19 protein-coding genes are annotated in these 17,826 nt (G+C 60.0%); 9 read left to right on the plus strand and 10 right to left on the minus strand.

The window, feature by feature from the left end; all coding sequences use genetic code 11:
• Nucleotides 1-2: 2 nt before the first annotated feature.
• The 7 genes from aspS to ACE3OV_RS10800 all read right to left on the minus strand — a co-directional run bounded on the left by aspS (nt 3) and on the right by ACE3OV_RS10800 (nt 8,145).
• Nucleotides 3-1,802 (minus strand): aspartate--tRNA ligase, encoded by a 1,800-nt coding sequence (gene aspS / locus ACE3OV_RS10770; protein WP_374327085.1) that lies wholly within the window; start codon nt 1,800-1,802, stop codon nt 3-5.
• Nucleotides 1,803-1,821: 19 nt separating this feature from the next.
• The gene (locus ACE3OV_RS10775) at nt 1,822-2,436 is read right to left on the minus strand and encodes a DUF502 domain-containing protein (RefSeq protein WP_374327112.1); all 615 of its coding nucleotides are present in this window, start codon (nt 2,434-2,436) and stop codon (nt 1,822-1,824) included.
• Nucleotides 2,436-2,684, minus strand: coding sequence for an FmdB family zinc ribbon protein (locus ACE3OV_RS10780; RefSeq protein WP_374327086.1), 249 nt, complete (start codon nt 2,682-2,684; stop codon nt 2,436-2,438). Before ACE3OV_RS10780 ends, ACE3OV_RS10775 begins: the two co-directional genes overlap by 1 nt.
• 70 nt (nt 2,685-2,754) lie before the next feature.
• Nucleotides 2,755-3,609 (minus strand): A24 family peptidase, encoded by an 855-nt coding sequence (locus ACE3OV_RS10785; RefSeq protein ID WP_374327087.1) that lies wholly within the window; start codon nt 3,607-3,609, stop codon nt 2,755-2,757.
• On the minus strand, nt 3,609-4,838 hold the full coding sequence (locus ACE3OV_RS10790; RefSeq protein ID WP_374327088.1) for a type II secretion system F family protein: 1,230 nt from the start codon (nt 4,836-4,838) through the stop codon (nt 3,609-3,611). The genes ACE3OV_RS10785 and ACE3OV_RS10790 overlap by 1 nt, the downstream gene beginning before the upstream one ends.
• Before the next feature lie 16 nt (nt 4,839-4,854).
• Nucleotides 4,855-6,570: a type IV-A pilus assembly ATPase PilB gene (pilB, locus tag ACE3OV_RS10795; protein ID WP_374327090.1), complete on the minus strand. Its 1,716-nt coding sequence runs from the start codon at nt 6,568-6,570 to the stop codon at nt 4,855-4,857.
• Nucleotides 6,571-7,305: 735 nt separating this feature from the next.
• Nucleotides 7,306-8,145, minus strand: coding sequence for an inner membrane protein YpjD (locus ACE3OV_RS10800; protein ID WP_374327091.1), 840 nt, complete (start codon nt 8,143-8,145; stop codon nt 7,306-7,308).
• A gap of 29 nt (nt 8,146-8,174) precedes the next feature.
• Here ACE3OV_RS10800 and ffh point away from each other — a divergent pair, with 29 nt between their 5' ends.
• Nucleotides 8,175-9,545 (plus strand): signal recognition particle protein, encoded by a 1,371-nt coding sequence (ffh, locus tag ACE3OV_RS10805; protein WP_374327092.1) that lies wholly within the window; start codon nt 8,175-8,177, stop codon nt 9,543-9,545.
• On the opposite strand, the gene ACE3OV_RS10810 is transcribed toward ffh, so the two are convergent.
• Together ACE3OV_RS10810 and ACE3OV_RS10815 are read right to left on the minus strand one after the other, a co-directional pair.
• The gene (locus ACE3OV_RS10810) at nt 9,546-10,157 is read right to left on the minus strand and encodes a lytic transglycosylase domain-containing protein (protein WP_374327093.1); all 612 of its coding nucleotides are present in this window, start codon (nt 10,155-10,157) and stop codon (nt 9,546-9,548) included.
• Nucleotides 10,145-11,875: a proline--tRNA ligase gene (locus ACE3OV_RS10815; protein ID WP_374327094.1), complete on the minus strand. Its 1,731-nt coding sequence runs from the start codon at nt 11,873-11,875 to the stop codon at nt 10,145-10,147. Before ACE3OV_RS10815 ends, ACE3OV_RS10810 begins: the two co-directional genes overlap by 13 nt.
• A gap of 124 nt (nt 11,876-11,999) precedes the next feature.
• Between ACE3OV_RS10815 and ACE3OV_RS10820 the strand changes: the two genes are divergently transcribed.
• From ACE3OV_RS10820 to coq7, 3 genes are read left to right on the plus strand one after another with little or no spacing between them, the layout of a single operon-like run.
• Nucleotides 12,000-12,539, plus strand: coding sequence for an RNA pyrophosphohydrolase (locus ACE3OV_RS10820; protein ID WP_374327095.1), 540 nt, complete (start codon nt 12,000-12,002; stop codon nt 12,537-12,539).
• A complete protein-coding gene (locus ACE3OV_RS10825) occupies nt 12,536-13,069 on the plus strand; it encodes a CNP1-like family protein (RefSeq protein ID WP_374327096.1) in 534 nt (177 codons plus the stop codon). The genes ACE3OV_RS10820 and ACE3OV_RS10825 overlap by 4 nt, the downstream gene beginning before the upstream one ends.
• A 4-nt stretch (nt 13,070-13,073) precedes the next feature.
• Nucleotides 13,074-13,697 (plus strand): 2-polyprenyl-3-methyl-6-methoxy-1,4-benzoquinone monooxygenase, encoded by a 624-nt coding sequence (gene coq7, locus ACE3OV_RS10830; RefSeq protein ID WP_374327098.1) that lies wholly within the window; start codon nt 13,074-13,076, stop codon nt 13,695-13,697.
• A 10-nt stretch (nt 13,698-13,707) separates the two neighbouring features.
• Here coq7 and ACE3OV_RS10835 read toward each other — a convergent pair whose 3' ends face one another.
• Nucleotides 13,708-14,154 (minus strand): OsmC family protein, encoded by a 447-nt coding sequence (locus tag ACE3OV_RS10835; RefSeq protein ID WP_374327100.1) that lies wholly within the window; start codon nt 14,152-14,154, stop codon nt 13,708-13,710.
• Nucleotides 14,155-14,635: 481 nt separating this feature from the next.
• On the opposite strand from ACE3OV_RS10835, the gene rplM reads away from it, so the two are divergent.
• The 5 genes from rplM (at nt 14,636) to erpA (ending at nt 17,631) form a co-directional block, all read left to right on the plus strand.
• The gene (gene rplM / locus ACE3OV_RS10840; RefSeq protein ID WP_374327101.1) at nt 14,636-15,064 is read left to right on the plus strand and encodes a 50S ribosomal protein L13; all 429 of its coding nucleotides are present in this window, start codon (nt 14,636-14,638) and stop codon (nt 15,062-15,064) included.
• 9 nt (nt 15,065-15,073) lie between these two features.
• Nucleotides 15,074-15,466 carry a 30S ribosomal protein S9 gene (rpsI, locus tag ACE3OV_RS10845; protein WP_374327102.1) on the plus strand — a complete coding sequence of 131 codons (393 nt, stop codon included), beginning with the start codon at nt 15,074-15,076 and terminating at the stop codon, nt 15,464-15,466.
• 740 nt (nt 15,467-16,206) lie between these two features.
• Entirely contained in the window at nt 16,207-16,797 is a 591-nt protein-coding gene (locus ACE3OV_RS10850; protein WP_374327104.1) for a DUF6776 family protein, read from the plus strand.
• Between the two features lie 38 nt (nt 16,798-16,835).
• Nucleotides 16,836-17,234: a polymer-forming cytoskeletal protein gene (locus tag ACE3OV_RS10855; RefSeq protein WP_374327106.1), complete on the plus strand. Its 399-nt coding sequence runs from the start codon at nt 16,836-16,838 to the stop codon at nt 17,232-17,234.
• Between the two features lie 46 nt (nt 17,235-17,280).
• Nucleotides 17,281-17,631 carry an iron-sulfur cluster insertion protein ErpA gene (gene erpA / locus ACE3OV_RS10860; RefSeq protein WP_374327108.1) on the plus strand — a complete coding sequence of 117 codons (351 nt, stop codon included), beginning with the start codon at nt 17,281-17,283 and terminating at the stop codon, nt 17,629-17,631.
• Nucleotides 17,632-17,826 lie beyond the last annotated feature (195 nt).

Here is a 17,826-nt window from a genome sequence, read left to right on the forward strand (position 1 = left end):
CCTTAGCCCTGGCTGATTTCGACCTGAGTTTCCACCTTCTGGCGCAGGCGGACATGCAGTTCGCGCAACTGCTTCTCGTCGACCGCCGACGGTGCGTCGGTGAGCAGGCACTGAGCGCGCTGCGTCTTGGGGAAAGCGATCACGTCGCGGATCGACTCGGCGCCGGTCATCATGGTGACGATGCGATCCAGACCGAAGGCCAGGCCGCCGTGCGGCGGGGCACCGTACTTCAGCGCGTCGAGCAGGAAGCCGAACTTCGCCTGCTGTTCCTCGGGGCCGATGTTGAGCGCTGCGAAGACCTTCTCTTGTACGTCGGCACGGTGGATACGCACCGAGCCGCCGCCCAGTTCCCAGCCGTTCAACGCCAGGTCGTAGGCCTTGGCCAGACACTTGCCGGGATCGGTGGCCAGGAACTCGAGGTGCTCGTCCTTCGGGCTGGTGAACGGGTGGTGGCAGGCGGTCCACCGCTTGCTTTCGTCATCGTATTCGAACATCGGGAAGTCGATGACCCACAGCGGTGCCCACTTGGCGCCGGTGACGAAGCCCTTCTCGTGGCCGATCTTGATGCGCAGCGCGCCGAGCGCGTCGCTGACGATCTTGGCCTTGTCGGCGCCGAAGAAGATCAGGTCGCCGGACTGGGCGCCGGTGCGTTCGAGCACGGTGCGCAGCGAGGCTTCGGAGAGGTTCTTGACGATCGGCGACTGCAGGCCGGTTTCATTAACCTGGGTGACGTCGTTGACCTTGATGTAGGCCAGGCCCTTGGCGCCGTAGATGCCAACGAACTTGGTGTATTCGTCGATTTCACCGCGGGTCAGCGAAGCGCCGCCCGGAATGCGCATGGCGGCGATGCGGCCGCCTTCGCTGTTGGCGATGTTGGCGAAGACCTTGAAGGCGACGTCCTTGAAGGCGTCGGCGACATCGACCAGTTCGAGGGTGACGCGCAGGTCCGGCTTGTCCGAACCGAAGCGTCGCATGGCTTCGGCGTAGGTCATGCGCGGGAATTCCGGCAGGTCGACATCGATCGCTTCCTTGAACACGGTGCGGATCAGCTTTTCCATCAGCGCGGTGATCTCGGCCTCGCTCATGAACGAGGTCTCGATATCGACCTGAGTGAATTCCGGCTGGCGGTCGGCGCGCAGATCCTCGTCGCGGAAGCACTTGGTGATCTGGTAGTAGCGGTCGAAGCCGGCGACCATCAGCAGCTGCTTGAACAGCTGCGGCGATTGTGGCAGGGCGAAGAACTGGCCGGCATGGACGCGCGACGGCACCAGGTAGTCGCGGGCGCCTTCCGGCGTGGACTTGGTCAGCATCGGCGTCTCAACGTCGATGAAGCCGTTGTCGTCGAGGAAGCGGCGGAAGGCGCGCGCCGTCTTGTAGCGCAGCATCAGGTTGTTCTGCATCTGCGGGCGGCGCAGGTCGATGACGCGGTGGGTCAGGCGGACGTTCTCGGAGAGGTTTTCCTCGTCGAGCTGGAACGGCGGCGTGACCGACGGATTCAGGACTTCGATTTCATGGCAGAGGATTTCGATCTCGCCGGAAGCCAGGTTGGCGTTGGTCGTGCCGACCGGGCGCGGGCGCACCTTGCCGGTGATCTTCAGGCAGAACTCGTTGCGCACCGATTCGGCGATTTTGAACGAATCGGCACGATCCGGGTCACAGACGACCTGGGCCAGACCCTCGCGGTCGCGCAAGTCGATGAAGATGACGCCGCCGTGGTCGCGGCGGCGGTGGGCCCAGCCGCAAAGGGTGACGATCTGGCCGTCGAGGCCGGCATTGAGTTGTCCGCAGTAATGGGTACGCATGAAAAATCCGTGGGGTTGCTTAAGTGTGGGTGACGACGCGGGCGTGCGCTGGCGGGGCGACGACGCCCATCGAGATGATGTATTTGAGGGCTTCGTCGACCGTCATGTCGAGTTCGACGACGTCGTTTCTCGGCATCATCAGGAAAAAACCGGAGGTCGGGTTGGGGGTGGTCGGGACGTAGACGCTGACGTAGTCCCCCCGCAGATGATTGCGAATGTCGCCGCCGGGTATTCCCGTCAGAAAGGCGATGGTCCACGCGCCCTGCCGCGGGTACTGGACCAGCAAGGCCTTGCGAAAGGCGTTGCCATTGGGGGCGAACAAGGTGTCGGATACCTGCTTGACTGCCTTATAAACCGAATTGACGACGGGAATTCGCGACAGCAGCTTGTCCCACCAGCCGACCAGCTTCTGGCCGATGAAGTTGGCAGCCAGGAGGCCGGTGAACAGGATCATGGCCAGCGTCAACAAGGCGCCGACGCCGGGGATCGCGAAACCGAAGAGATTCTTCGGGTGCACGGCCTCGGGCAGAAGCTGCAGCGATTGATCAAGCGTGTTGACGATCAGTGACAGCACCCAGACGGTGATGACCAGCGGGACCCAGATCAGGAGCCCGGTGATGAAGTAGCGTTTGATCAACTGGCCGCGCACGAAGAACAGCTTCCTTCCCCGGTCTGACAGGGGGGCGGCGAAGCCGGCTTGCTCCCCTTGAAATCAGTGGCGTACCAGCCGCTTCCTTTTAACTGGAAGCCGGCTGCGGATAATTGCTTGGCATAGCTTTCCTTGCCGCAGCTCGGGCAGGTGGTGAGTGGTGCATCAGCCATCTTCTGCAGATGTTCCTTCTGGAAACCGCAGGATTCACAGCGATATTCGTAGATCGGCATGGGGCCCTCCAAAACCTTGAATTGTAACCGAAAGCACGAACTCCGAATATTGGTGTCAGTGAGCGGTTTTTCAATAGGCCAGGCCGAGATAGGTGTTGGTCAGAGTTTGCCCCCAGAACAGGGCAATGATGCCGGCGCTTGCCAGATAGGGGCCAAAGGGAATCGGGATGTGGCGCCCATGACGGGCAAAGGCAATGAGGGCGATGCCGACCGTTGCGCCGACAACCGAAGACAGCAGAACGATGGTCGGCAACATCTGCCAGCCCAGCCAGGCACCCAGCGCGGCCAGGAGTTTGAAATCGCCGTAGCCCATGCCTTCCTTGCCGGTCAGCAACTTGAAGCCCCAGTAAATGCTCCAGAGAATCAGGTAGCCAGCCATGGCGCCGATCACCGCGGATGGCAGGTCGGTATAGACCTGCGCCAGGTTGAAGGCGAGACCAAGCCAGAGCAGCGGCAAGGTGATGCTGTCGGGCAGCAACTGCGTGTCAAAATCGATGAAAGTGAGCGCCAGCAAAGCCCAGATCAGCAGCAGAGCGCCGACGGCAGCGTAGGTGTCGCCAAAGTGCCAGACCGCAAATGCCGACAGCGCTCCGGTCAGCGCTTCAATCAGCGGATAGCGCAGCGAAATCGGCTTGCCGCAACCGGCGCATTTGCCGCGCAGGATCAGGAAGTAACTGAGCAGCGGGATGTTCTCGTACGCGCGAATCGCATGCCCGCAGTGCGGGCAGCGCGAGCGCGGCTGGGAGAGGGTCAGCGACTCGGTCTCCGTCGATGTTTCGTTGCCACTGATTTCCGCGCATTGCGCTAGCCACTCACGTTCCATCATCTTCGGCAAGCGATGGATGACAACATTCAGGAAACTGCCGACGCAGAGGCCGAGCAGTCCGCCGATGACTGCCAGGAGCGATAGCGGGAGTCCGGTCATCAACTGACCACGGCGCCAAGCTTGAACAATGGCAGGTACATCGCGATGACCATGCCACCGATCAGGGTGCCAAGAATTACCATGATCACGGGTTCCATCAGGCTCGACATCGCTTCCACCGAGTCATCGACTTCCTGTTCGAAAAAGTCGGCGACCTTGCCCAGCATCGAGTCGAGGGCGCCGGATTCCTCGCCGATGGCAACCATCTGCGTCACCATGTTGGGGAAGATGGTTGCGTCCTGCATGGCGTTGGTCAGGCTGGTGCCGGTGGAGACGTCGCTCTGGATCTGACGGGTCGCCATCTTGTAGACGTAGTTGCCTGAGGCGCCACCGACCGACTCAAGGGATTCAACCAAGGGGACGCCAGCGGCGAACATGGTTGACAAGGTTCTGGTCCAGCGGGCGATCACCGCCTTGCGGATGATGTCGCCAAAAATCGGCAGGCGCAGCAGGAAACGGTCCATGATCATCTGCACTTTTTCCGAGCGCTTCCAGACAGCAAAAAAGGCGTAGAAGCCACCGCCGATCGCGCCAAAGATCAACCACCACCATTCGACGAAGAAGTCGGATATGGCGATGACGAACAGGGTCGGGGCCGGCAGGTCGGCGCCGAAACTGGCGAATACTTCCTTGAACGCCGGGATGACGAAAATCATGATCACCGCCGTTATGATGAAGGCGACAATCAGCACGGCGATCGGATAAAACATGGCTTTCTTGATCTTGCTCTTGATCGCCAGGATCTTTTCCTTGTAGGTCGCCAGGCGGTCAAGCAAGGAGTCCAGAATCCCCGCCTGTTCGCCGGCGCCGACCAGATTGCAGTAAAGTGCGTCGAAATAGAGGGGGTATTTGCGGAAGGCTTGCGATAGCGAACTGCCGGTTTCGACTTCGGACTTGATGTCGAGGAGCAGTTTGCCGACGGCAGGATTGCTGTGGCCGCGGCCAACGATGTCGAAGGTTTGCAGCAGGGGGACGCCAGACTTCATCATCGTCGCCAGTTGGCGGGTGAATAGCGTGATGTCCTTGTCGGAAATGCTGCCGCCGGACTTGAAGCGGATTTTCTTGATCTTCGCGCTGCTGATGCCCTGACGGCGCAGGTTGGTCTGGACGACGGTCTCGGTTGGGGCGCGCATTTCGCCGCGGACAGTTTTCCCCTCCCGGTTGCGACCTTCCCACTGGAAGGTACTTTCCTTGATGTCGCCGATTCTTGATTTTGCTGCAGTTGCCATTGCCTGGTCCTTCAGCTTAGATATTGGTTGTACTTAAAACTTCTTCGAGCGAGGTCAGGCCCTGTTTGACCTTGATCAAGCCCGATTCGCGGAGGTCGCGGACACCCTCAAGCTTGGCCTGCTTGGCCAGGTCAAGCGAGGTGGCGCCACTCATGATCAGGCGTTGCATCGCCTCGCTGATCGGCATTACCTGATAGATGCCGACGCGGCCTTTGTAACCAGTGCCCTTGCAGCGTTCGCAGCCGCCGGGGCCGTAAAGGGTCCAGCTGCCATCGAGATCCTCAGCCTTGAATCCGGCATCGAGCAAGGCCTGTTCCGGCACCTTGATCGCCTGTTTGCAGGAGCAGAGGCGGCGGGCCAGGCGCTGCGCCGTGATCAGCAGGATGCTGGAGGCGATGTTGAAGGTTGGCACGCCCATGTTCATCAGGCGGGTCAGGGTTTGCGGTGCATCGTTGGTGTGCAGGGTCGATAGCACCATGTGCCCGGTTTGCGCTGCCTTGATGGCGATTTCGGCGGTTTCCAGATCGCGGATTTCGCCCACCATGATGATGTCCGGATCCTGGCGCAGGAAGGCCTTCAGTGCCACCGGGAAGGTCAGGCCGGCGCGATCATCGACGTTGACCTGGTTGATGCCGGCGAGATTGATTTCTGCCGGATCTTCGGCGGTGGCGATATTGACACCGTCCTTGTTGAGGATGTTGAGGCAGGTGTAAAGGGATACCGTTTTCCCCGAGCCGGTGGGGCCGGTGACCAGAACCATGCCGTAGGGACGACTGATGGCGTCGAGCAGGATGGCTTTCTGGTCAGGTTCATAGCCCAGGGCTTCGATTCCCAGGGTTGCCGAGGTCGGGTCGAGAATCCGTAGTACGATTTTTTCACCCTGCAGCGTGGGCAGGGTGCTGACGCGGAAGTCGATGGCGCGGGACTTCGAGATGACCAGTTTCATCCGGCCGTCCTGAGGAACGCGTTTTTCGGCGATGTTGAGGCGGGAGATGACCTTGATCCGGGAAGCGATCTTTTCCTTGATGGCCAGTGGCGGGGTGGCTACCTCACGGAGGATGCCGTCAACGCGGAAACGTATCCGGTAGAACTTTTCGTACGGTTCGAAATGGATGTCAGACGCACCGTCGTTGATCGCGTCGAGCAGGATCTTCTGAATGAACTTGACGACCGGTGCGTCGTCGATGTCCTGGGCGGATGCCTCGTCCGCCTTGGTGGCACTTTCTTCATCGAGGAAATCCAGATTGATTTCCTCGTCATTGAAGCTTTTCAGGGCATCGCTGGCCGACTCCGAGTACTTCGCAACCAGTGGCAGGAGTTTGGGTTGCTCGACAACGATGGGGTCAACGCTCAGTCCGCTCTGGAAACGGATTTCGTCCAGCGCCCGCAGGTTGGTCGGGTCAGCGATGGCAATCGACAGCCGGTTGCCTCTTTTGTTCAGCGGAATGACCTTGTGCGTTGCAATCAGCTTGCGGTCGATGGCGTCCTGCGGGATGTGGCGTTCGTCCAGCGCGTCCAGATCGAAAAGCGGATAACCGAAGGTCTCGGCAGAAAAGCGCGCAATCTCGATGGCGCTCGCCTTGTTGCTGCTGATCAGTTGCTCGATGAGCGAGGTTTTTGCCGCCGTGGCCTGGCGAGACACTTCTTCCGCCTCGGCTTCCTTGAGGCGGCCGGCCTGGACGAGCGCACGTGCCAGGCCGCTGAGCGGGGAGTTTTGTGGGGTCGCTGCCATCAGATCGGAGGTGTGTGCGGATGCTGAGATGCCGTATGGATCGCCCGATGATGCTACGGGGGAGGGGCTTTGTAAAGACTGGCCGGCATTTCAGTTCGACGCCGGGGGGCAAATCCGGGTGGTAACGACGCTAAGGTTGCCGGGCTTGCAGGATTTTCAGGGCGCTGTCATTGAGCTTGGGGCGGCGGCCGCCTCAGGGGGGGGGCAAATGTTCGAGGGACGGGTCATCGAACGGGGGTTGTGGTGCCAGCATGCAGTTGGTGTCGCGGATCTGCCGGGTGTCATCGATCACGAAATCATTCCTCTGCCGGTCTTCCAGAAAAAATCGAGCGGGGAGGAGAAAGCAGTCGCTATCTGTGCGTAGTGGGGGCGTTGCTCAAACCGTGCCGCGCCCCGTTGCGGCTGCTGGCGGGCGGCGGACAGGGAGGAGGGGCGAGCCGTTGGTCGCGCGATCCGCGGCAGATCGGCCGGCGCAAGTGATGACGGGTCAGCAGTTGCTGTGTGACCTCCTCCCCGGGTTCGCAGGGCTCGATGCTGAGACGTGATGTCATCGTGTGTCCGGCTGTGGCCTTATTGCAATTGAGCAGGCTGCTGCGAATGGTCTGATGTATTTCGGAATGAGCTTGGAGGATTCGAGAGCGGGGCCCGCAATTCTTCCCGGGGAAAGTTTGCCGCCGTACCGCGCCTATTTCGCCTCGCCGAACAGCTTCAAGGCGATAAGGGAGTGTTGTCCAGTTAAAGGCGACCGAGAACGATCTCGATGACAAAGCGGCTGCCGAAATAAGCCAGGATCAGCAGTCCAAAACCAGCCAGTGTCAGCCGTAGGGCGCGCTTGCCGCGCCAGCCCCAGACATGGCGGCCGAACAGCAGGGTGGCGAAGATGGCCCAGGAAGCGATGGCGAAGACCGTTTTGTGGTCGAAGGCCAGCGGTTTGCCGAAGATGTGTTCGGAAAAGAAGACGCCGCTGCCGACGGCCAGGGTCAGCAGGATGAAGCCCAGCATCAGCATGCGGAAGAGCAGTGACTCCATCGACAGCAGCGAGGGCAGGCTGGTCAGGCTGCGTTTGACGATGCGCCGGTGCAGGGCGTTTTCGGTGAAGCCCATGAAAACGGCGTGCAGCGCAGCCAGGGTCAGCAGGCTGTAGGCCAGCATGGCGGTCAGGAAATGGAACTGGAAGCCGGTGGCGTCAGCGTGGGCGACCAGGTGGTCGGCGGAAAAGATCGCTGGCAGCACGGTACAGGCGGCGGCCAGCGGCAGGACCATCGGCTGCATGCCTTCCATGCGGGCCATGAAGCTTTCCAGCCAGTAGATGAGCACGGCCAGCCACATCATCAGCGAGAGGGCGAGGGCAACCGAGAAATGCATGCCATCCGGGCTGAGCAAGGTGCCGAACAGCCCGTAGCCGTGGATGATCAGCGTCAGGCCGATGGCGCCGCGTTCCCAGGGGCGCATCGGGCAGGCGACGCATTGGCCTTCGTGGTCGCGCCAGCGGGTGTTCCAGAAATGAAAACCGAGCGCGCCATAAATCAGCGCGGCGAGGATATGCATGGAAAGCTGAATTACAATGTCGGCCATCCGCGAATTCTACTAGAAGCCCATCTGACATGCTCGATAACCTGACTACCCGCCTTGCTCGCGTCATGAAGACCTTGAAGGGCGAGGCGCGCCTGACTGAATCCAACATCGCCGATGCCCTGCGCGAGGTGCGCATGGCGCTGCTCGAGGCCGATGTCGCCTTGCCGGTGGTCAAGGATTTCATCGCTGCGGTCAAGGAGAAGGCGGTAGGCCAGGAGGTCATCGGTTCGCTCAACCCCGGCCAGGCATTGATCGGCGTCGTCCATGGCGAGCTGACCAAGATCATGGGCGACGCCCACGAAGGCATCAACTTCAATACCCAGCCGCCGGCCATCGTCCTGATGGCGGGTCTGCAGGGTGCCGGCAAGACGACGACGGTGGGCAAGCTGGCCAAGTTCCTCAAGGAAAACCACAAGAAGAAGGTGCTGGTGGTTTCCTGTGACGTTTACCGGCCGGCGGCAATTGAGCAGTTGAAGTCGGTGGCAGGACAGGCCGGGGTCGATTTTTTCCCCTCGTCCGTTGGCGAAAAGCCGGAAGCGATTGCCACCGCGGCGATCGACTGGGCAAAGCGTCACTACCATGATGTCCTGTTGGTCGATACCGCCGGTCGTCTTGCCATCGACGAAGAGATGATGGCGGAAATCAAGCGTCTGCACGCGGCGATCAAGCCGATTGAAACGCTGTTCGTGGTCGATGCCATGCTCGGCCAGGACGCGGTCAACACGGCGCGAGCCTTCAACGAAGCCTTGCCGCTGACCGGTGTTGTGTTGACCAAGCTCGACGGCGACGCGCGTGGCGGTGCCGCGCTGTCGGTGCGCCACATCACCGGCAAGCCGATCAAGTTTGCCGGGGTCGGCGAGAAGCTCACCGGCCTCGAAGCCTTCCATCCCGAGCGGATGGCATCGCGTATTCTGGGCATGGGCGACGTCCTGTCGCTGATCGAAGAAGCCAAGAAAGGCATCGACGAAGAGAAGGCGGTGGCTTTTGCCAAGAAGCTCAAGGCCGGCAAGGGCTTCGATCTCAACGACTTCAAGGAGCAGATCGGCCAGATGCGGGCGATGGGTGGCCTGACTTCGCTGATGGACAAGCTGCCGGCCCAGTTCGCGCAGGCTGCCGGTCAGTTGCCGGCCGGCGCGGAAAACAAGATGATCGGCCGGGTCGAGGGCATCATCAATTCGATGACGCCGCAGGAGCGTGCCAAACCGGAACTGATCAAGGCCAGCCGCAAGCGCCGGATTGCTGCCGGGGCTGGGGTGCAGGTGCAGGAAGTCAATCGTCTGCTCAACCAGTTCGAGCAGACGCAGAAGATGATGAAGCAGTTTTCCAAGGGCGGCATCGGCAAGCTGATGCGCGGCATGAAGGGCATGATGCCCGGTGGTATGGGCGGTTTCGGTCGCTGATCAGCGGTCGTTGGCGGCCAGCCCGGGCGGGCTGGCGTAGCTCCAGTTGCTTTGCCAGGCGCCGCGCACCAGGTTCGGGTATTCGGGCTTGCCCAGGCTGCCGTTGTAGCGTCCGAGGGCGCGGTAGAGGTCGCCCTTTTCGATGTCCAGATAATGGCGCAGGATGGTGCAGCCGTAGCGCAGGTTGGTTCGCATGTCGAAGAGGTTGTCCTCCGGGCGGCCAAGCACTTTCAGCCAGAATGGCATCACCTGCATGTAGCCGCGGGCGCCGACGGTGGAAACCGCATACTTGCGGAAGGCCGATTCGACCTGGATCAAGCCGAGGACCAGATGCGGATCGAGGCCGGCGCGGGTGGCTTCGTAGTGGATGCTGCGCAGCAGGTCGATCCGGTAGTTGCGGTCGGGAATGCGGCGGGCCAGCCGACCAGACATCTCGGTCAACCAGTTGGTGGCTTCCAGCGGCGATTTGAACGAACTGACCTGCGGTCGGCTGTCCGAGACCGCTTCGTGTAGCGCCGCCCGCACGCTGGCGGCGAGCGGTTCGTACTTCTGCGCGCCGGCATGGACCACCGGTGCGCAGCAAAGCCAGATGATGCCGATCAGGCGCCGCACAGCTTTTCCTGCAGCAGGCCGATGACTTCGCCCTGAGCGACCATCGTCGCTTCCGCCTCGGTGCGGCCCTTGTATTCGAACTGGCCTTCCTTCAGGCCCCGTTCGCCGATGACCACGCGGTGCGGAATGCCGATCAGCTCCATGTCGGCGAACATGACGCCGGGGCGCTCGTTGCGGTCATCCAGCACGACATCGATGCCAAGTTTCTTCAGGTCGGCGTAGAGCTGGTCAGCAGCAAGCTTGACCGCTTCGCTCTTGTGGTAACCCATCGGCACGATGCAGACGGCAAAGGGGGCGATGGTCGGCGGCAGGATGATGCCCTTGTCGTCGTTGCCCTGTTCGATGGCGGCGCCAACGATACGCGAGACGCCGATGCCGTAGCAGCCCATTTCCATGATCTGGCTCTTGCCGTTCTCGTCGAGGAAGGCACAGTTCAGCGCCTTGGCGTACTTGCTGCGCAACTGGAAGATGTGGCCGACTTCGATGCCGCGGCAGATGCCGAGCGCGCCCTTGCCGTCCGGCGAAGGGTCGCCGGCGACGACGTTGCGGATGTCGAAAACTGCCGGTTCGGGCAGGTCGCGGCCGAAGTTGACGCCGCTGAGGTGGAAGCCGGCTTCGTTGGCGCCGCAGACGAAGTCGCTCATCGCGGCGACCGTGCGGTCGGCGAATACCGCCACCTTGCCAGCGTCGACGCCGACCGGGCCGATATAGCCCGGGACGCAGCCGAGATATTCCTGAACTTCGCTGTCGGAAGCGAAGCGGAAAGCGCCGAGCGTCGGGATCTTGGCTGCCTTGATCTCGTTCAGTTCGTGATCGGCGCGCAGCAGCAGCAGGGCGAACTGCTTGTCGCCGTCCTCGCGTTCGGCGACGACGGCGATCGACTTGACGATCTGCGTCGGCTCGATCGCCAGAAAGGCGGCAACGTCGGCGCAGGCCATTTTGCCCGGCGTGGCGATTTTTTCCATCGGCTTGCCAGCGCCGGCGCGCGGCGTTGCCGGGGCGACGGCCTCGGCCAGTTCGACGTTGGCGGCGTAGTCGGAGTCCGGGCAGAAGGCGATGTCGTCCTCGCCGGAATCGGCCAGGACGTGGAATTCATGCGAGCCGTCGCCACCAATGGCGCCGGTGTCGGCCGCCACGGCACGGAATTTCAGGCCGAGCCGGGTGAAGATGCGGCTATAGGTGGCGTACATGTTGCCGTATTCGCGCACCAGGTCGTCGAACGAGGTATGGAAGGAGTAGCCGTCCTTCATCAGGAATTCGCGGCCGCGCATGACGCCGAAGCGGGGGCGGATCTCGTCGCGGAACTTGGTCTGGATCTGGTAGAGGTGGATCGGCAACTGGCGGTAGCTCTTGACGTCGCGGCGGACGACGTCGGTGATGACTTCCTCGTGCGTCGGACCAATGACGAAGTCGCGCTGGTGACGGTCCTTGAAGCGCAGCAGTTCCGGGCCGTAAGCGGGGCCACGGCCGGATTCTTCCCACAGTTCGAAGGGCTGCACCGCCGGCATCAGCAGTTCCAGTGCGCCCGCTGCGTTCATTTCTTCGCGGACGATGTTTTCGACCTTGCGCAGCACGCGCAGGCCGATCGGCATCCAGGTGTAGATGCCGGCCGCCGAACGCTTGATATAACCGGCGCGTAGCATCAGTTTCTGACTGACGACCTCGGCGTCGGCCGGGGCTTCCTTGAGGGTGGTGAAGAAGAACTGCGAGGTACGCATGGAATGCTCGTGAATTCGTGGAAAAAAGGGGATTTTACACGGAGCGTCTTCTTTGCCGCTTTTTTGCGTAACGACGCCCTTTGTGAAAGAATCCAGGTAACCCAATATTTTTAGCAGGTTTTCTATGCTCGACCGCGAAGGCTTTCGCCCGAACGTCGGCATCATTCTTTGCAACGCCAAAAACGAGGTCTTCTGGGGTAAGCGCATACGTGAACATTCCTGGCAGTTTCCACAAGGTGGCATCAAGCGGGGCGAAACCCCTGAAGAAGCGATGTACCGGGAACTGCACGAAGAGGTCGGGCTGCGTCCCGAGCACGTGCGCATACTCGGGCGGACCAAGGGCTGGCTGCGCTACGAAGTGCCGAATCAATGGATCAAGCGCGAATGGCGCGGGTCTTACAAAGGCCAGAAGCAGATCTGGTTCCTGTTGCGTCTGGTCGGGCGCGACAGCGATGTCAGTTTGCGGGCAACAGCCAAGCCGGAATTCGATGCCTGGCGATGGAACGACTACTGGGTGCCGCTGGAGGCGGTGATCGAATTCAAGCGTGCGGTCTATCAACAGGCCCTGAATGAGTTGGTGCGCTTCCTCGATCAGGATCGTCGGCCGTTCCGCCAGTCGCGGGCAGGCGAAGAAAAGTCGGCCAACGACGAGGAGCAAGGGTGAGCTTTCCTTACTTTGGTCGATCGCTGCTCGTCCTGCTGTTTGCGCTGGCCGGGCAGCCCTGCTGTTACGGGGCGGGGCTGTTCGGGCTGGCTGAGGATGATCCCAACTGGCAGGAGCAGGAAGTGAGTATCCCTGGGCTACCGCGGGACGATGCCTGGTTTGCCTTTGACGCCCGCACGCTTTCTACCCATCGCTATTTTGTGGACCTTGCCTCGCTGAGTGTGGGCAACGACGGGGTCGTTCGCTACGTTCTGTTGGTGGAAAGCGAAGCGGGAGCGCGCAATATCCGGTTTGAAGGGATGCGTTGCTCGACCCGGGAGTGGCGGCTCTACGCGACAGCCCGGCGTGATGGCAGCTGGGTCAAGTCGCGGAACGAAACTTGGGAGAAGTTGCGCGATGGTGCTTCCAACAGGCATCGAGTGACTTTGTTCGGCGATTATTTTTGCCCCGGTGGCGTGATTGCCCGGGACGTTCGCGAGCTTGAGGCAGCCTTCCGTCAAGGCGGGCATCCGGACAACCATCTGTGGTGAAATCATGAACGTCGACAACTTGGTGCTGGAAATTGATCGTTGCTTGCGTACCCTGGCGGCGCCGGCCCGTTCGCGGCGTCCGGTGCCGGGGGATGCACGGCCCGAGGCGTTGCTGGACGATGCGCAGCGTCGACATGCCTTGGGTCTGATGCGGGTCAATCATAGTGGCGAGGTGTGCGCACAGGCGCTGTATCAAGGTCAGGCCTTGACCAGTCGGCGTTCTGAGGTGCGTGTCGCGCTGCAGCAGGCGGCTGCCGAAGAGGTGGAGCATCTGGCCTGGACAGAGCAAAGGGTTCGCGAACTTGGCGGGCGGGTCAGTGTGCTGAACCCGTTGTGGTACATGGGGTCCTTATCGCTGGGGGTGGTCGCCGGGCTTGTCGGTGACAAGTGGAACCTGGGCTTCCTAGCCGAGACCGAGCGTCAGGTCGAGGCGCATCTCGAAGGGCATTTGCAGCGTTTGCCTGACGCGGACCTCCGCTCCCGGGGAATCGTCGACCAGATGCGTGTCGATGAGGGAGCGCACGCCGAGATGGCGGTCCGATACGGTGCCGCCGAGTTGCCTCGGCCCGTACGCCAGGCCATGAAGTTGATGGCCCGGGTAATGACCGGGCTTGCTTATCGCCTGTGATGGCGAGGTTTCATCGGGGTGTTGCTGCTGTTGTTTCCTCGATGATTTCGTGGCTGGTGGTGATGATGGCCGACTGTGCCAGCATGATTGAGGCCGAGCAGTATTTTTCCTTAGACAGGCCGATCGCACGCTCGACCGCTTCGGGTTTGAGGTTCCTGCCCTTTACCCGGTAATGGAAGTTGATGCGGGTGAACACCTTGGGGTCGGTTTCCGCCCGCTCGGCGTTCAGGGTCACGTCGCAGCCGCTGATCGCCTGGCGCCCTTTCTTCAGAATCATCACAACGTCAAAAGCGGTGCAACCGCCGGCGCCCGCCAGCAATAGTTCCATCGGTCGAGGCGCCAGGTTGCGGCCACCAGCGTCAGGTGCGCCGTCCATCATCACTGCGTGTCCGCTACCGGTTTCGGCAATGAATGACATTCCTGCGTCGCTTCCCGTCCATCTGACTGTGCAATCCATTCTGTTCTTCCTGTTCAAGAGGTGGCGTGGCGCGGGATTGTACTCGCTAAGCGCGGAGTTTCATGTTGCAACGCAACAAAATCCTCGGGTCCGGAAATCATTTGTCCTCATGTTTTCTGGATTATTCATTGGTGCAGCAATTGTTTAAAAAAACACAAAACACTATATAAACAACAACATTTAAGTGATAAATTAAAATAATCCGTAGATAAAGTTTTAGATGGTGCAGCGCACAAATATTTCTTGCGAGTGAAGTCTGCTTTGGGCAGAATGGGAAGCGTTGGGACTGAGGTGGTGTAAATGCCCTCGGTTCAGATTTGTCTCCTCCACCCTCCTCCTTTGGTGTGGATTTAACGCGGCTCAGCGAGCCGCGTTTTTTTTGTCGTCGCTTGTGCTAAGACTGATTGACAGGCTTGCTTCAGGCGGCTATAGTCTGCAGCTTTCTCAATTCTGCGCCCCATTTTTTCAGGACGGCACACACATGAAAACGTTTTCCGCCAAGCCACATGAGGTGAAGCGCGAGTGGTTTGTGGTAGACGCCACAGACAAGGTGCTCGGCCGCCTCGCTACCGAAATTGCCCGTCGTCTGCGTGGCAAGCACAAGGCCATCTATACCCCTCACGTCGATACTGGTGACTTCATTGTTGTTACCAATGTCGAGAAGCTCGCCGTTACCGGCAACAAGGCGGAAGACAAGAAGTACTTCCGTCATTCGGGCTACCCGGGTGGGATTTACGAAACCAATTTCAAGAAGATGCAGCAACGTTTCCCTGGACGTGCCCTGGAAAAGGCAGTCAAGGGCATGCTGCCGAAGGGGCCGCTGGGTTACGCCATGCTGAAGAAGCTGAAGTGCTACGCTGGCGACCAACATCCTCATACCGCCCAGCAGCCCAAGGCTCTGGAAATTTAAGGGGGCATCATGGCTGAAGCTTATTTTTACGGCACTGGTCGGCGCAAGAGCGCTGTGGCTCGCGTTTTCATGAAGCGCGGTTCGGGTGTGATCATGGTCAATGGAAAACCGGTTGATCAGTTCTTCTCCCGGGAGACGGGGCGCATGATCGTTCGTCAGCCTCTGGCGCTGGTCGAGCAACTGGCAGGGTTCGACATCAAGGTCAATGTTACCGGTGGTGGTGAGTCCGGTCAGGCTGGTGCTGTTCGTCACGGCATCACCCGCGCGCTTATCGAATTCGACGCTGCTTTGAAGCCGGCACTCTCCAGGGCGGGGTTCGTTACCCGTGACGCTCGCGAAGTCGAGCGTAAGAAGGTGGGCTTCCATAAAGCTCGTCGGCGCAAGCAGTTCTCCAAGCGCTAAGCGCCGTATCGAAAAGCCGCCTGTTGGCGGCTTTTTCGTTTGTGCGCCCGGGGCGCGCAATGTCATGTCGATGCGTGACGCCTTGCGTCAAACGTCCGAGTGCTCGGATGGGGCGGGCGGCGAAGTGGTGCCGCAAGTTCGTGCTGCTGAAGAAGTGATACGCCCGCAATCGTGGGCCGGAAGAAAAGACGAATCTGCTAACCGAGCTGGTCCTTGGCGTTCCCGGCATGGTCGAGGTTGTTGCAGGCCGGGTTCTTGTGTGCCGGGATGGGCGATGTGTTTTCGGTTATGCAAAGGCTCCGGATCTGCTGCTGGACGGGTGAGTGGATGTGGCGTCGGCTGCCGACGATTTGGCTCAGTTGTCGGAGGCTTGGAGCGACGATGCGCGGTGAACTGAAAGCGCAGGACGTGTCGAAAATCTTTGCGTGTCGAAGTGCTGGGAATGTCGCCGGTGTTTTGCGAAGCGCCGCCGGCTAACGAACCTTGCTGATCCACGCTATCCTTGACCAGATTAGGATGGCTTCATTTCTTGCTGTCGCGATAGGTCGGGTACTTCAGGAGTGCTTGTTGGCATGCCATAATCGAGCGCTCGTCGGTTGTGTGGTTCTTGTGAGCGATTGATGCCATCCCCAGCTGTTAGCTTACGCCTGAAGCGTTTCCGAAGTCGTTTTGGGATTGCTGCGCCACGTGTTGTTGTGCGTACCGCCTTGCCTCGTTACTGGTTGGCGGCAGGTGGGGGCTTGTTCCTGGTCATGTTGTTTTCGCTGCTTTGGCATGTTCACGTCGGGGGCTTTGGCGAGGGCGAAAAGCTTGCACAGTTGCGCGAGCGTTTGACTAGCCAGCAGGCGGAACTTGTTGCGCTGCGTGCTATGGCGGGTACGGGGCAGAGTGTGGCCAGCATGGAGCGTGCGGCCCAGCAGCAATTGCTTGGCAGGATTGCTGAGCTGGAGGCGGAAAACGCGGCGCTCAAGGAAGATATGCTGATATTCGAGCGTCTGATTCCCGCGGTTGGCCAGGAGTCGGTTGTTCGGATTGAGGGCTTGCGCGTCATCCCGGTGGCGGATTCTCGCTATGGCTATCGCTTGCTCTTCGCCTACCAGGCCGCGCAACGTGCTGCGGTATTCCGTGGTCGATACGAAATTGACGTGGTCTTCAAGGATGCCAAGGGTGGGCGGCGAAGACTTCCGTTGGCGGGTGACGTGGAAATCCGTCATTTTCTTCGACGGGAGGGCGGCTTTGATCTCCCTGGGGGGGGTGTTTTGCTCTCCGTGGAGGCGCGTTTGTTGCAGAATGCTAAAGTTGTGGCAGAGCAAAAAGTCGATTTTAATTGAGAATTGTTCTAAAGTGATAAATCGTCCGGAGGAATCGAATGTTCGGAAAGAAGACGCAGGGAGGTTCTCAGGCAAGAATCGATAGTCTGATCGGTGCGGGAACTACTGTTGAGGGAAAGGTCCGATTCGGTGGTGGATTACGTATTGATGGGGAAGTGCGCGGAAGTGTCGAGGCGGTTTCGGGTGATGGGCAGACCACTTTGGTGCTCAGCGATCAGGGGCGTATCGAAGGGGCTGTTGCGGTCGGGCATCTGGTCATGGACGGTACCATCGTCGGGCCGGTTTCTGTGAGCGATACGCTGGAAATGCAGCCCAAGGCGAAAATCGTTGGTGATGTCTCTTATGCCGCCATAGAGATGCATCAAGGGGCGGTAATTGAGGGGCGGCTGGTTCATGTCAGGCCGGGGGGGGAACCAATTCTCCCTGGGCAGGCCTAAAGTACCCAACATGGTCGAGAATTAACTTATTTTTCAGGAGTGCTTTATGAATGAAGTTGCTGAGGGCGTTGCGCCGATCATTTTTACCGATAGTGCTGCACGGAAAGTGAAGGAGCTGATTGAGGAGGAGGGTAACGCGGGTCTCAAGTTACGCGTGTTCGTGACTGGTGGTGGTTGCTCGGGCTTTCAGTACGGTTTCACGTTTGACGAAGAAGTTGCTGAAGACGACACCACGATGGAGAAAAACGGTGTGCAGCTCCTTATCGACCCGATGAGCTATCAGTACTTGGTAGGTGCGGAGATAGATTACACCGAGGGTTTGGAGGGGTCGCAGTTCGTTATCCGTAACCCCAATGCCACTTCAACCTGTGGCTGTGGGTCGTCTTTCTCCGCCTGATTCGCTAGGTTTGCGGTGATGCTTGGGAAGGTGCCGATAAAAAATACTCGAAACGAGTTGACGCATTAAATTTGATGTGTAGAATGCGCACCTTCCTTGCGGTGCCGGGGTTTTCGGCGGAGTGAGGCAGGCAGTGAGGAGAAAGAAATTTTTCTGAAGTGCTTGACGGAAGTGAGAAGTTGCTTCATAATCTCG

The organism is Azonexus sp., from assembly GCF_041909095.1.
Classification (GTDB): Bacteria; Pseudomonadota; Gammaproteobacteria; order Burkholderiales; family Rhodocyclaceae; genus Azonexus.

What these genes read in the sequence shown, in the direction of transcription:
- ACE3OV_RS10780 (WP_374327086.1), bottom strand. Translation starts at nt 2,684, where the DNA reads ATGCCGATCTACGAATATCGCTGTGAATCCTGCGGTTTCCAGAAGGAA.
- ACE3OV_RS10835 (WP_374327100.1), bottom strand. Translation starts at nt 14,154, where the DNA reads ATGGATTGCACAGTCAGATGGACGGGAAGCGACGCAGGAATGTCATTC.
- ACE3OV_RS10800 (WP_374327091.1), bottom strand. Translation starts at nt 8,145, where the DNA reads ATGGCCGACATTGTAATTCAGCTTTCCATGCATATCCTCGCCGCGCTG.
- ACE3OV_RS10785 (WP_374327087.1), bottom strand. Translation starts at nt 3,609, where the DNA reads ATGACCGGACTCCCGCTATCGCTCCTGGCAGTCATCGGCGGACTGCTC.
- ffh (WP_374327092.1), top strand. Translation starts at nt 8,175, where the DNA reads ATGCTCGATAACCTGACTACCCGCCTTGCTCGCGTCATGAAGACCTTG.
- ACE3OV_RS10855 (WP_374327106.1), top strand. Translation starts at nt 16,836, where the DNA reads ATGTTCGGAAAGAAGACGCAGGGAGGTTCTCAGGCAAGAATCGATAGT.
- ACE3OV_RS10820 (WP_374327095.1), top strand. Translation starts at nt 12,000, where the DNA reads ATGCTCGACCGCGAAGGCTTTCGCCCGAACGTCGGCATCATTCTTTGC.
- rpsI (WP_374327102.1), top strand. Translation starts at nt 15,074, where the DNA reads ATGGCTGAAGCTTATTTTTACGGCACTGGTCGGCGCAAGAGCGCTGTG.
- ACE3OV_RS10815 (WP_374327094.1), bottom strand. Translation starts at nt 11,875, where the DNA reads ATGCGTACCTCGCAGTTCTTCTTCACCACCCTCAAGGAAGCCCCGGCC.
- rplM (WP_374327101.1), top strand. Translation starts at nt 14,636, where the DNA reads ATGAAAACGTTTTCCGCCAAGCCACATGAGGTGAAGCGCGAGTGGTTT.
- pilB (WP_374327090.1), bottom strand. Translation starts at nt 6,570, where the DNA reads ATGGCAGCGACCCCACAAAACTCCCCGCTCAGCGGCCTGGCACGTGCG.
- ACE3OV_RS10790 (WP_374327088.1), bottom strand. Translation starts at nt 4,838, where the DNA reads ATGGCAACTGCAGCAAAATCAAGAATCGGCGACATCAAGGAAAGTACC.
- erpA (WP_374327108.1), top strand. Translation starts at nt 17,281, where the DNA reads ATGAATGAAGTTGCTGAGGGCGTTGCGCCGATCATTTTTACCGATAGT.
- aspS (WP_374327085.1), bottom strand. Translation starts at nt 1,802, where the DNA reads ATGCGTACCCATTACTGCGGACAACTCAATGCCGGCCTCGACGGCCAG.
- coq7 (WP_374327098.1), top strand. Translation starts at nt 13,074, where the DNA reads ATGAACGTCGACAACTTGGTGCTGGAAATTGATCGTTGCTTGCGTACC.